This is a genomic window from Bacillus sp. 3255, assembly GCF_031456485.1.
Classification (GTDB): Bacteria; Bacillota; Bacilli; order Paenibacillales; family NBRC-103111; genus Paenibacillus_E.
In genome coordinates this window covers 108,073-121,417 of the sequence record NZ_JAVDUS010000020.1, presented here as the reverse complement: position 1 = coordinate 121,417, position 13,345 = coordinate 108,073, and the positions used below count along the sequence as shown (strand labels likewise).

General features: G+C 47.6%; 13 protein-coding genes and 1 pseudogene. 10 read left to right on the top strand and 4 right to left on the bottom strand.

Annotated elements, in window-relative coordinates:
* Positions 1-224: 224 nt before the first annotated feature.
* The 3 genes from J2X61_RS27085 (at position 225) to J2X61_RS27075 (ending at position 2,547) form a co-directional block, all read left to right on the top strand.
* Positions 225-701: a hypothetical protein gene (locus tag J2X61_RS27085; protein ID WP_310192290.1), complete on the top strand. Its 477-nt coding sequence runs from the start codon at positions 225-227 to the stop codon at positions 699-701.
* Between the two features lie 87 nt (positions 702-788).
* A complete protein-coding gene (locus tag J2X61_RS27080) occupies positions 789-1,442 on the top strand; it encodes a response regulator transcription factor (protein ID WP_274467075.1) in 654 nt (217 codons plus the stop codon).
* The gene (locus J2X61_RS27075) at positions 1,435-2,547 is read left to right on the top strand and encodes a PAS domain-containing sensor histidine kinase (protein ID WP_274467074.1); all 1,113 of its coding nucleotides are present in this window, start codon (positions 1,435-1,437) and stop codon (positions 2,545-2,547) included. Before J2X61_RS27080 ends, J2X61_RS27075 begins: the two co-directional genes overlap by 8 nt.
* 78 nt (positions 2,548-2,625) lie before the next feature.
* Here J2X61_RS27075 and hcp read toward each other — a convergent pair whose 3' ends face one another.
* From hcp to J2X61_RS36480, 4 genes and pseudogenes are all read right to left on the bottom strand, one after another.
* Positions 2,626-3,915 (bottom strand): hydroxylamine reductase, encoded by a 1,290-nt coding sequence (gene hcp / locus J2X61_RS27070; protein ID WP_310192288.1) that lies wholly within the window; start codon positions 3,913-3,915, stop codon positions 2,626-2,628.
* Positions 3,916-4,252: 337 nt separating this feature from the next.
* On the bottom strand, positions 4,253-4,336 hold the full coding sequence (locus J2X61_RS36490) for a small, acid-soluble spore protein, H family (protein ID WP_379239638.1): 84 nt from the start codon (positions 4,334-4,336) through the stop codon (positions 4,253-4,255).
* Complete coding sequence (locus tag J2X61_RS36485; RefSeq protein WP_396135508.1) at positions 4,333-4,551, bottom strand: TIGR03943 family putative permease subunit; 219 nt, start codon at positions 4,549-4,551, stop codon at positions 4,333-4,335. Before J2X61_RS36485 ends, J2X61_RS36490 begins: the two co-directional genes overlap by 4 nt.
* A gap of 44 nt (positions 4,552-4,595) precedes the next feature.
* Positions 4,596-4,844 (bottom strand): annotated as a pseudogene (locus J2X61_RS36480) (permease); the annotation flags it as partial.
* 639 nt (positions 4,845-5,483) lie between these two features.
* On the opposite strand from J2X61_RS36480, the gene J2X61_RS27060 reads away from it, so the two are divergent.
* The 7 genes from J2X61_RS27060 (at position 5,484) to ald (ending at position 13,297) form a co-directional block, all read left to right on the top strand.
* Positions 5,484-6,497 (top strand): putative 2-aminoethylphosphonate ABC transporter substrate-binding protein, encoded by a 1,014-nt coding sequence (locus J2X61_RS27060; RefSeq protein ID WP_310192283.1) that lies wholly within the window; start codon positions 5,484-5,486, stop codon positions 6,495-6,497.
* Positions 6,498-6,582: 85 nt separating this feature from the next.
* Positions 6,583-7,620: an ATP-binding cassette domain-containing protein gene (locus J2X61_RS27055; RefSeq protein ID WP_310192280.1), complete on the top strand. Its 1,038-nt coding sequence runs from the start codon at positions 6,583-6,585 to the stop codon at positions 7,618-7,620.
* Between the two features lie 23 nt (positions 7,621-7,643).
* Entirely contained in the window at positions 7,644-9,344 is a 1,701-nt protein-coding gene (locus J2X61_RS27050; RefSeq protein WP_274467498.1) for a putative 2-aminoethylphosphonate ABC transporter permease subunit, read from the top strand.
* A 21-nt stretch (positions 9,345-9,365) separates the two neighbouring features.
* Positions 9,366-10,151, top strand: coding sequence for a DeoR/GlpR family DNA-binding transcription regulator (locus J2X61_RS27045; protein WP_274467069.1), 786 nt, complete (start codon positions 9,366-9,368; stop codon positions 10,149-10,151).
* A 34-nt stretch (positions 10,152-10,185) separates the two neighbouring features.
* Positions 10,186-11,001 (top strand): phosphonoacetaldehyde hydrolase, encoded by an 816-nt coding sequence (gene phnX / locus J2X61_RS27040; RefSeq protein ID WP_310192276.1) that lies wholly within the window; start codon positions 10,186-10,188, stop codon positions 10,999-11,001.
* 27 nt (positions 11,002-11,028) lie between these two features.
* On the top strand, positions 11,029-12,144 hold the full coding sequence (gene phnW, locus J2X61_RS27035; RefSeq protein WP_396135512.1) for a 2-aminoethylphosphonate--pyruvate transaminase: 1,116 nt from the start codon (positions 11,029-11,031) through the stop codon (positions 12,142-12,144).
* 19 nt (positions 12,145-12,163) lie between these two features.
* Entirely contained in the window at positions 12,164-13,297 is a 1,134-nt protein-coding gene (gene ald / locus J2X61_RS27030) for an alanine dehydrogenase (protein WP_310192394.1), read from the top strand.
* Positions 13,298-13,345: the final 48 nt, after the last annotated feature.

The window sequence follows — 13,345 nt, the reverse complement described above, 5'->3', positions numbered from 1 at the left end:
GGAGTTCTCCTGATCTTTGAAGGGTAAAACCCTTATATTGGAGTGAGAAAAATCACAGGTTCATACCTGATTTTCCTGATAACAGCCTGAGGGAATCCAAGGGATAGCCGGCATAAAACCCTGATCTTGAAATCAGGGTTTTCCCCGACTTACAAGACGAGTTCAAACGTCTACAATGGAAAGTAGGATAAATCTGCTCTGGTGCAGAATGGGAGGTGGCCAATATGGCAGATGGCGATGCAGAGATCATAGAGGAGCTGGAGCGCTTGCGAAGCCTGACGTCAAGTGATTTCATCGCGCTGGCGCCATTGAATGGCAATGTTAATGCCCATAACATACGTTGGAAGTATGCTATAGGCTTCAGAAATAAACGCTATCAGCAAATGGTGATTAAATCAGGTCAAGGCTTAGCAGGTTCTTCCCTGCGTCTGGGCAGATGGGTGAAAGTGGATGACACCCATTCGGATGCGGATGCCGTTCGACGCAGCTGTCCTGTTATGCTTGCCGAACAGCTGCAAACAGCGGCTGTATTTCCGATCCTCACGGATTCCGATCATCCGCGTTCTTGGATAAGAGGATTATTGTTCATAGGGAAAAGAGCACAGCTAAGGTATGAACAAGAGGAGATCCTGGCCGTTCAAGAGAAGCTTCATGTACTGGCATGGCATCTTAGGAAGCATAAAGGTGAAATAGCGAAATGAGTTCCATTACCGGAATTCATTCTTTTTTGTTATGATTAGGGTAATAATGATGGCGGGCCGTACTAGCCGATGAATTGGAGGATGGATATGCTCAAAATCCTGGTAGTTGATGATCATGCCGTAGTCAGGTCAGGCTTAATGAGTCTGCTGCATGGTAAGCATAACATAGAAGTGATCGGAGAGGCAGCTGACGGAGAAGAAGGCATTCAAGCCGCTCATCTGCTTAAACCGGATGTCGTATTAATGGATTTAAATATGCCTCAAGGCATGGATGGGCTTACCGCGACAGCGGAGTTAAAGCGGCTGATGCCGAATTTGGCCGTATTAGTCCTGACGATGCATGATGACGACGAATACCTGTTCAGAGCTATACACGCAGGCGCTTCTGGGTATATTTTGAAAAGCGCCCCGCACGAGGAGCTGCTGACCGCCATACGCTCTGTTGCTGCCGGCAACGCCTATCTATATCCAACAGCGACCAAGCGGCTCATGAGTGAATATATTGAACGTTTGAAGCACGGGGAAAATACGGGAACTTACGAATCTCTCTCGGAACGGGAAAAGGAAGTATTGGCGCTGATTGCCAAAGGATTCTCGAATAAAGAGATAGCCGACCAATTGATTATCAGCGTCAAAACGGTGGAATCGCATAAAAGCAACGTCATGGAGAAACTTGGGCTAAAAACGAGACCTGAGCTGGTGAAGTTTGCCGTCAAGAAAGGATTGTTGAACTTTGAGTAAGGATCTAAGCAGGGAGTATCCGGAAGTGATTGGCGAGAATGTAGCTGAGCTTATCGCACACCTGGACGATTATATTACTGACTCTTTGTTTCAAGATCACCTGAAGCAGTCGCTCAAACAACTGTCAGATGTTAAGTTTGCCCTAGATGAATCTTCCATTGTGGCAGTCACCGATCAAAAAGGGAAAATACAATATGTGAACGATAAATTTTGTGCGATTTCCAAATATTCACGTGCTGAACTGCTCGGTCAAGATCATCGCATTATTAATTCGGGTTATCACCGCAAAGAATTCATGACCTCGTTGTGGCAAACGATTTCTTCCGGCCAGGTGTGGCATGGAGAGATCAAAAATAAAGCGAAAGATGGCACGTATTACTGGGTGGATACGACGATAGTGCCATTTGTGGATGCACAAGGTCATCCCTACCAGTATCTTGCCATTCGCAATGAAGTAACGCAATTAAAGCGTGTCGAAGAAGAACTGCAGCTTATGATGTCACAGGTCATGCAAATTCAGGAAGAGGAACGAAGGAAATTTTCGCGTGAGCTGCATGATGGCATCGGTCAGAGTCTCTTCTCCCTATTGATACAGATGGATAAACTAATCGGAGAAAGTGAAAATTCAAATACTGAAATCACCCATCTACGGCAAGTTGTCTCCGGAATCATTGAGGAAGTTCGTAATTTGGCCTGGGAGATCCGTCCTTCTGTTCTGGATGATCTGGGGGTCGTGCCTGCCATTCGTACTTATATAGAAAATTATATGGAACATTACGGCATACGTGTAATCCTTGATAGCAATCTGCGTAGGCGATTAGGGGCGGTCGAGGAAACGACGATTTACCGTGTTATTCAAGAGGCTCTTACCAATATAGCCAAGTATGCAGATGTTTCCGAAGCTCATGTATCCGTTCATGATAAAGATTCGGTTGTTGAAGTGCGCATCGAAGATCGGGGACAAGGGTTTGTTCAAAGCGATGTCACGAAAGGCGTCGGTCTGTTCAGTATGGAGGAAAGAGCCAAGAGTGTTGGCGGACAATTCGATATTCGTTCGGCACATGGCCAAGGAACATGTGTCACCTTGATCATTCCGAAGAAGTGATTGTTTTCGCATCCGCTCATCAGATAGGGAACGTAATAATGGACGTATAGCCGGCGAGGCTATACGTCCATTTGTGTTTTATTGCGAAAGCATCGCTGCCATGTCCTCTTGAGCAACGCCGATTAGTTTAAGTCCGAAGGTCTCCACAAGCACATTCATCACGCCTGGATTGATGAATTCCGGAGGTTTAGGTCCGATGCGAATATCTTGAATTCCCAGGCTGAACAAACCGAGAAGAATAGCAACGGCTTTCTGCTCAAACCAGGAGAGGACGATGCTGACTGGCAGATCGTTGACGCTGCAGCCAAATGCATCGGCCAAAGCCATGGCGATTTTGACGGTGGAACCCGAATTATTGCATTGGCCAAGATCGATATAGCGAGGGATGCCCGTATCGGCCACCGTACCGTAATCGACATCATTGAAGCGGAATTTACCGCAGGAGGTCGTGAGAATGACGGTATCGTTAGGCAGTGAGGTGGCGAGCTCGCGGTAATATTCGCCGCCGGTTCCGGGCGCATCGCAGCCGGCAATGACGAAGAAGCGCTTGATTTTGCCTGCTTGCACAGCTTGAATGATTTCGGGAGCGAGCCCGATCACCGTTTCATGATGGTAACCGGTCGTAAGAACCTGCTCCGATTCTATGGTGACAGCGGGCAGTGACAAAGCTCTGTCAATCAATGGGGTGAAATCATCGCCCTCGATTTTGGTAACGCCTTCGAGACCTGCGATATCGTACGAAAAGAAGCGGTCGGCATAGGTGCCTTTAATTGGCATCACACAGTTGGTTGTAGCCAAAATGGCTCCTGGGAACTTCTCGAAAATACGCCGTTGGTCAAACCAGGCTTTACCTATATTTCCTTTCAGATGCGCATATTGCTTCAGTTTGGGGTAACCGTGGGCCGGAAGCATTTCGGAATGGGTATAGATGTTGATGCCTTTGCCCTCCGTTTGCTTCAGCAATTCCTCCAAAGCATAAAGGTTGTGCCCGGTTACGACGATGGCATGGCCTTCGATTTTGTTCTGAGATACCGTAATTGGCTGCGGCACTCCGAAGTGAGCCGTGTGAGCGCGATCAAGAACATCCATGATTTTAATGGCAGCAGAACCGACTTTCATAGCCATATCTATATGTTCCTGAAGATTGAAATTAGAATTCGTCAAAGTCATATACAAGGCTTCATGTGTAATGCGATCTACGTCAGGGTCGCTATAGCCTAGCTGTCTGGCATGCGTAGCATAAGCGGCAATACCTTTTAACGCAAATATCATAGTGTCCTGCAGGCTGGCGATATTTTCATCTTTTCCGCAGACACCGATGACCTTGCATCCACCTGTCGGGGTTTGCTCACATTGATAACAAAACATGGAATAATCCCTCCGTACCCATTTAGTAATATCCTCAGAACATAGATTAACAGATCCCCTTGAGAACATATGTGATCTATCTCACAACTGGATCAGGAATTGTCATGAACGGAGGTTAAGGGTACGGAGAGAGGAGATCAAAACCTGACCCCTGCTGGTGTCGCCTCAGAGAGTCTACAGAAAACTCATATTCCCCTGACACTCCACGAATAAAAAACCAATTGAAAGACTTTCCGCAGGTTGTTGTTTTATCGGGGCACTCGCACTTGAATATTAACGACGAACGTTCCATTTATCAGAAAGACTATACAGCACGCCGTTACCTTTTTATAAACTCTTAATGTTCGACCAAACTGCTCAGAGGCACTTCTTGTTCTTGCTCAGGCTGATCTAATGGATAAATGGTTGACGTTCGTTTCAATTTCCGAAGTATGAATTTTGATACACGTATGGACTAGTCGGTTCTTTTTGCGTATCTATCGTTTTTGCAACGATCGTTAATACGTTTTTACCGTCAAACATGCGTTTTTCGATGGTGCCGAGGGCGACCGCATACGCATTGTTGTGCCATAGTTCGGGGGTATCGGTCTCGACGAGAATGGCAAGCGGCACAGAGTCTGCGACACAGCACCGCATCGAGAATCGTCCCAAGGCGAACTGGTTTTGAAGACCGGGCCGGCCATCATAAACACGATGCCGATATAAGGCGGCATGCCTTTGCGGATTAGCCGATGCACCACAGGGATGATTCCGCATTCGCAAAGCGGGAAGATGATGCCAAGCAAACAACCGAACAGGATGCCGGGAATCGTTTTTTTCGGTATCCACCGCTGTAGCGTCTGATCGCTAATAAAGGTTTGCAGCAGGGCCGAAATCGCGACGCCAAGTAAAATGAAAGGAAAAGACTCCAATAAAATGCCGATGACCATGATGCGAGAGTCGCTTATAAAGCTCATTAAGCTCATAAAACATAAAGCCCCCCCCTCTTGAGAATATGATAATGTCTAAAAAAAGTGTTTTTCGTTTGTTTAATGTGTGTTTCATTTGATATTATCATTGAAATGTTAGAACTACAATATCGATTTGTTAAAATAATGTAAATTATGACTGAAAATCAAGCTTGTTTGTAAACTATGTGTAAACTTACTTGACTTAAATGAGGTTATTTTCTTCAATTTTTAATAATTCAGGATCAACTTTCAATAAAACCATAAATAATGTTATGAATTATGACATAAAGATCATTGACATACAACAAAACACAACATATAATCTGCGTATGAAAACAACTAAAAACAATTAATTTCAATTTATGAGTGTTGTTTTTTGGTTTGTTTTTGTGCTAATAACGATGCGGGGGGGATCTTTGATCGAAGATCGATCATCGAAAACGACTTTAGCACCTGGAGAAGACAAAATGAAAGCAGAGAGAAGAGTGCGGATCATCGGATAGGCCAGATCTCAGGAGAGGGAGAGGAATCGATACAATGAGAAAAAAATTAACTAAAAGTTTAGTCGTTGTGGCCACATTGGTATCATTACTGTCAGCGTGCGGAAAACCTGCAACCATGAATGAGGCGACCCCCGGGACGGCAAGTCCGGCAGGAACCGGGAGTTTAGATACTGCCAGCAAGGAATTAACCGTCTATACGGCTCTGGAAGACGATGCGATCAAGAACTATTTGGCCAGCTACAAGAAGAAATATCCTGATGTCAAAATGAACATTGTCCGGGATTCGACAGGTGTGATCACGGCCAAGCTACTGGCTGAGAAAGAAAATCCGCAAGCAGACGTTGTCTGGGGATTAGCGGCAACAAGCTTGCTGGTGCTTGATCAGAACAATCAGTTGGAGCCCTATGCTCCGCAGGGCGTAGATCGTATACTGCCAGATTTTAAAGATAAAAATGTACCTGCGCACTGGGTTGGCATCGATGCTTGGGAAACAGCTTTCATCGTGAACAAAAGAGAGATGGAGAAGCGCAAGCTGCCAATTCCCGAATCCTATGCGGATTTAATTAAACCGGAATACAAGGGCCTTATTACAATGCCGAATCCGTCTTCCTCAGGCACAGGCTTCCTGACCGTCTCCGGACTTATTCAACTGGATGGCAAAGACAAGGCATGGGACTATATGAGCAAGCTGCATGACAATATCGCCATGTACGTCCATTCCGGGTCGAAACCGGCTAAGCTCGCCGGCACAGGCGAGTACCCGATCGGCATTTCTTTCGGATACCGCGGTTTGCAAGAGCAGAAGAAAGGTTCCCCGGTTGAGGTCGTATTTCCGAAAGAAGGCTCAGGCTGGGATGTAGAAGCCAATGCGCTTATTAAGAAGAAATCGATCAAACAAGTATCTCAACAATTCCTCGATTGGGCCATTACGGATGAAGCGATGCAAGAATACAACAAAAATTTCGCGATCTTGGCTATCAAAACGGACGCTTCCAAGCTTCCTGAAGGTTACAAAGTAGACCCGATCAAGCAGTTAATCAAGAATGATTTAAATGAAGCTGCGAAAAATCGCGAGAGTATTTTGACTGAATGGGATAAGCGGTATAACACGAAGAGCGAACCGAAATAGTCAAGCGAGTTTCCGGGCGGCTGCTCATTCATCCGTTGCTGTGAGCAGCCGCTTGCTTCTCAATCTAAGTTCAAGGAGGCAGCTTATGCCAGAAGCCTATTTATCCATTCAAGGTGTGAACAAAACATTCGACTCCTTTACGGCGCTTAGAGACATCAACATCGACATTCGTAAGAATGAATTCATTTGTTTGCTCGGTCCGAGCGGCTGCGGCAAAACGACGCTGCTGCGCATTATCGCCGGTCTTGAGAAGCCGACACGCGGGCGAATTACGGTTGGGGGCAGGGACATCACACAGCTGCAGCCGTCCAAACGCAATTTCGGCATGGTCTTTCAATCCTACGCCCTATTTCCGAATTTAACAGCCGCTCAGAATGTGGCTTATGGGCTGCAAGGAAGAAAGCTCACCAAGCGTGTAACCGACGAAAAAGTAAGCGAGGCGCTGTCGCTGGTCGATCTTCTGCACTTGAAAGACCGTTATCCCGCCCAGCTTTCAGGCGGACAACAGCAGCGCATTGCCCTAGCCAGAGCGTTCATCTTATCGCCGGATTTTCTCCTGTTGGATGAACCGCTATCGGCACTGGACGCCAAAGTTCGGACCAAGCTGCGGGAAGAAATATGCAATTTGCAAAAGAAGCTGGGCATTACAACGATTATGGTCACCCATGATCAAGAAGAGGCTTTGACCATGGCCGATCGGATTGTCGTCATGAATAATGCTGAAATGGTGCAAATCGGAACCCCTCAGCAGGTGTACGATCAGCCGGAATCGCCTTTTGTAGCCGATTTTATAGGATCCATTAATTTCCTGGCCTTCGGGCCGCACAAAGGGAACCTCCCGCTTACCGATTTTGCTGTCAGACCAGAGCATATCCGCATTTCTTCTCCAGGCTCAGGCTACCAAGCTGTCGTCAAACATATGGAGTTCAGAGGACCGTTTTACAGATTGCTGCTGCAGCCGATTCGCGAGCTGAAAGATCTGATCGGGAATCAACTGCTGGCCGTGGATGTATCTGCCGGGCAAGCGCATAAGCTGAACTTGATGAAGTTCTCTGAAGTATCCGTTGAGTTCCCGCAAGAAAGGCTCATAACGTTTACGCCGGATGCCATGGTGACTGCGTGATGGAGAAGCCGACTGCCACATGGATGCCGCCTGTTCGCCATAACTACCGAGAACTTTTTAATTTGCAAAATACCCTTATTGCTGTACTTGTTGTCACCCTGTTAATCACGACATTCGTGCCGCTCTGTTTATTGTTCAGTAAAGCTTTCTTCAACGCCAAAGCTGAATTTATCGGGATTCAGAATTTTATCAAATATTTTACTACGCCTTCTTTGGCGCAATCGTTATGGAATACGATAAACGTTTCATTGGCATCAACCGGCATTGCCGTCACGCTGGCTTTTCTGTATGCGTACGGAATTAGCCGAACGGCCATCCGCGGCAAATCCTACTTGTACTATGTCGCGATGCTGCCGCTTTTTGAACCGACGATGATGCACGGCATAGCCTTAACGTATTTATTCGGCAATCAGGGGCTGCTCACCAATGGCTTGTTCGGATTATTGCCTAGCGGCATTCATATCCAGATATACGGGCCCGTGGGCATCATCATATCCGAAGTGATTTACTTGTTCCCGCAAGCGTTTCTTATTTTCATTACCGCCCTGTCCATTACGGATCAGCGTCTGTACGAAGCCGCGGAAACATTGGGAGCGAGCAAAGCGCGGGTGTTTTTGACGGTTACGCTGCCTTCGGTCAAGTATGGTTTAATCAGCGCGATCTTTGTTTGTTTCACTGCCTGCTTTACGGATTTCGGAGCGCCGCAAGCGATCGGCGGCAAATTCAACGTATTGGCGACGGATATTTATAAGCAAGTCATCGGACAGCAAAATATGTCGATGGGTGCTACGGTTGGCATTTTGTTAACGATACCCGCTATTCTCGCCTTTGCCGTTGACCGGATGGTTGAACGAAAACAGCGTTCCATGCTTTCATCCAAATCGACGCCTTACCGAATTCATGCCGGTAAAACTCGCGATACGCTATATCAACTATTTGGTTTGATTATTTCTACCGGAATTCTTATCCCATTAATCACGATTGTCTGTGCTTCATTGATGAAAGTTTGGCCTTACAATTTAAGTTTCAGCTTCAAGCATTATGACTTTTCCAACGTCGCAGGCTCCGGCCTCGACCCGTTCTGGACCAGCTTGCAAGTGTCGCTGTTTACGGCGATAGCAGGAACGTTCATCACCTTTTTATTTGCTTATTTGATTGAGAAATCGCGTCATTTGAACGGTCTTCGGCAGATAGGCTATTTTCTGTCCGTATTGCCGCTTGCACTGCCCGGTATGGTAATTGGTCTGGCCTACATTTTCTTCTTTAACAATCCGGGCAATCCCTTGAACTGGATTTACGGAACGATGGTGATCCTGGTGCTGGCGAATATCACTCACTTCTATGGCGTGCCGTTTGTCACAGCGATGACTGCGCTGAAGAAGCTGGATAAAGAATTTGAGCTCGTTTCCGAATCGATGCGCGTCCCTTTCTACAGAACATTGCTAAAAGTAACGGTTCCGATGTGTCTGCCGGCCATTCTTGAAATTGCTATGTATTTCTTTGTCAACTCGATGGTTACCGTTTCAGCCGTTGTGTTTCTGAGATCTGCGGATTTGAATCTGGCTGCGGTTGCCCTGGTGAATATGGAGGATGCCGGCGACGTTGCAGCGGCTGCGGCCATGGCGGTACTCATTGTGCTTACGAATATTATCGTAAGACTGCTGTACACCGTACTTTCGAAGAAAATAAGAAGGAAGACAGAGGCATGGCAAATTCGAAAGTAACGGGCAAGGAGGTTACTGTGCGTGTCATTAATCGGGGAAGAACGTAAAGCGTATATTCTTCAACTCATACAATCGGAAGGCAAGGTCATTACCAATGAGCTTGTGGAAGTGCTGCAAGTCTCTTCCGAAACGATCCGCAGGTATCTGGAGGATCTCGAAGAGGCTAACAAGCTGAAACGGGTCTATGGAGGGGCGGTGAGGGTGAACCGTTCTCGCGAAGAGCCCTCCCATTTGATAAGGGAAGTGCTGCATGCGGACGAAAAACGAAGGATCGGCAAGGCCGCCGCAGCGCTCGTCCAGGACAATGAAGTGATTTTCATCGATGACGGCTCAACGACGCTGCAGATGATTGAACATTTACTTGATAAGACAAATCTCACGATCTTGACAAACTCTTTCCCTGCGCTTTACTCGCTCATTGATTATAAGAACAGGGAGCTTTACACAGGGGAACTATTTTTTATTGGCGGTAAAGTCAGTTCGATGCAATTCAGGGTGGTAGGCTCGCTAGCTGAGAAGCTGGTAACTAATTTTTATGCGGACAAAGCGTTTATCTCCATTGATGGGATGATGATCGACAAGGGAATTACAGCGTTCGATGAGGAGCGCGGAAAATTCGCACGGAAGTTGATGGAGCATGCCAAAACGAATATTGTGGTTTCCGACCATTCCAAAATCGGCATGGTGCAATTTCATAAAATGTCGGATTTGCAGGACATTGACATCATTGTCAGCGGAGTTCCCGCACCGGAAGCCTGGAAACCTGAATTAGAGCATATGGGTGTAGCGTGGATCGCATCCGAATAACGATAATGAAGAGACTTGGAAAGGGATGGTTTTAGTGGCGAAAAGTATTGAAAATCAGATTCAAGCGGTTATTTTTGATTGGGCAGGTACGATGGTGGATTACGGGTGTTTCGCGCCTTTGGACGTGTTTCTCCGAATTTTCGAAAAACGGGGGATTGCCATTACCGCCGAAGAGGCTCGCGGCCCGATGGGGCTTTTGAAATGGGATCATATCCAAACCTTATGCCGCATACCGCGAATCGCTCAATTATGGAAGGATAAATATGGCGCATTGCCGATAGACGCAGATGTGGATGATTTGTATGCCGATTTTGAACCGATGCTCTTTGATATTTTACCGGCCTATACGGATCCAATTCCTGGCGCCTTGGACTTAGTGAAAGAATTGCGGGCAAGAGGGTTGAAAATCGGTTCAACGACCGGATATACCGCAGAAATGATGAAGATCGTCAGCCGGGAAGCCAAAAGGAAAGGCTATGAGCCGGATTCGTTGGTGACTCCTACCGAAGTGATCGCAGGTAGGCCGTATCCTTGGATGTGTTACGTAAATGCCATGAATTTGGGGGTTTATCCTTTTAAGTCGATTGTCAAAGTTGGGGATACAGTCAGCGATATCCAGGAAGGCGTCAATGCCGGCGCATGGAGCGTTGGCGTCGTGAAGGGCGGAAGCGAGCTCGGGCTTACCGAGGAGGAAGTGAACGCTCTGCCTGCCGAAGCATTGAAAGCGAAAATGAATGTCGTTGAGAAACGTTTCTTCGAGGCGGGAGCGCATTATGTAATCCCGTCGATCGGCGATCTTGTGCACGTCATCGATGACATTAATGCCCGTATGGCAGGAGGCGAGCAATAGATGAACAGAACAAATGTGACTGCAACGATGAATATGGATCTGATCGAAGACAACCCGTATTTGCTTTTGACGCCCGGACCGCTATCGACGAGCAAAAGGGTGAAAGCGGCCATGCTGAAAGACTGGTGCACATGGGATGACGACTATAATCGAATTGTTCAGGATATTCGCGGCAGGCTTGTACAATTAGCGACGAAAGAAACTTCGCTTTATAGCTCGGTTCTGATGCAAGGCAGCGGGTCGTTTTGCGTGGAATCCGTCATCGGAAGCGTGATTCCGCCGCATGGCAAGCTTCTCGTCATGGCGAATGGCGCTTACGGCCAGCGGATGGCGCAGATGGCAAGAATGCTGAACATCCCGCTCGTTCTTTTGGATAACGGAGAGGTTGCTCCGCCTGACTTGGGCCAATTGGAGCAATTGCTTCTTAAGGAAACGGATATCACGCATGTAGCGGTTGTTCATTGCGAAACGACGACAGGCATGTTAAATCCGATCAAAGGCGTCGGTGTAATTGCTAAAAAATACAACAAAACCTATATTGTGGATGCGATGAGCTCTTTCGGCGGAATTCCGATGGATATAGCGGAGCTGCAAATTGATTTTCTGATCAGCAGCGCGAACAAGTGCATCCAAGGCGTACCCGGATTCGGTTTTATCATCGCCAAAATTGATGAGATGAAAAAATGCGCAGGGTGGGCCCGTTCTCATTCCCTCGATCTATATGACCAATGGGATAAAATGGAAAATTACAATGGAAAATGGCGTTTTACATCGCCGACTCACGTTGTCCGGGCTTTCTATGAAGCGCTGAAAGAGCTTGCAGACGAAGGCGGAGTCATCGCCAGACATAACCGTTACAAAGCAAACCAACGGGTGCTCGTTCGCGGGATGAAAATGCTCGGTTTTGAAACGCTGCTGCCGGAGCCATTGCAATCGCCGATCATCACTTCGTTTCTTTACCCGGAAAGCGAGGCCTTCCAGTTCCAAACGTTATATGAGAAATTGAAGCGCAGAGGCTTTGTGATTTATCCGGGCAAAATTACGAATGCGAACACGTTCCGGATCGGTAACATCGGAGAAGTGCAGGTAGAAGATATGATTCGTCTTGTCGATGCGATACAGCAAGAAACGTTTTGGACCTAACTAAAGGAGATGAATGAGTATGATTATTGGCGTGCCGAAAGAAATAAAGAACAATGAAAATCGGGTTGGCCTGACACCTGCCGGTGTCGTCACTTTTCAACATAACGGGCATGAGGTTTGGGTAGAAGCTGGCGCCGGTTCTGGGAGCGGCTTTGCAGATGAAGATTATATCGCAGCAGGTGCGATAATCGTTCCTTCCGCCAGGGATGCTTGGTCGGCTGAAATGGTTCTTAAAGTCAAAGAACCGCTTGCCGAAGAGTACGCGTATTTTCGCGAAGGGTTAATTCTGTTTACTTACCTGCATCTTGCAGCGGAGCCGGAGCTAACTCGTGCGTTAACCGAAAAGAAAGTGATCGCTATCGCCTATGAAACCATTCAATTGAACAACGGCTCGCTGCCGCTTCTGACGCCGATGAGTGAGGTCGCCGGCCGGATGTCCATTCAAATCGGCGCCCAATTTCTGGAGAAGTCAAAGGGCGGCAAAGGGATTCTTCTCGGCGGCGTTCCTGGCGTAGCGCCGGCTGAAGTTGTCATTATCGGTGGCGGCGTCGTAGGGACGCAAGCGGCGAAAATGGCCGTCGGCTTAGGCGCAAGCGTGACGCTGCTTGATGTCAATGCGGAGCGCCTGCGTGAGCTGGATGATCAATTTCAGGGACGTCTGCGCACGTTAATGTCGCATGGAAGCAATATTGCGGAGGCGGTTAAGAAAGCGGATCTGCTTATCGGTGCCGTATTGATACCGGGGAGCCGTGCGCCACGGCTCGTGACGGAAGCATTTGTGAAAACGATGAAACCCGGTTCCGTCATCGTGGATGTTGCGATTGATCAGGGCGGCTCGATTGAAACGATCGACCGAATTACAACCCACAGCAATCCGACGTATGTGAAGCACGGCGTTGTGCATTATGCCGTCGCCAATATGCCCGGGGCGGTCGCCAAGACATCGACAGTGGCATTAACGAACGTGACGATAGGCTATGGCTTGCAAATTGCGAATAAAGGCTATCGAGAAGCCGGACTGCTGCGTAAGGATTTGGCCAAAGGTTTCAACACGATTGAAGGCAAAGTCACGTATAAAGCTGTTGCTGAAGCGCACGGGTATCCCTATGTGGAGATCGATACGGTATTGAACGATCTGTCCGTTTCCGTATAGCCTCGCGCGTACTGCAAGAAGCGAGAGGAAAGGAGTGGGGAAAATCGG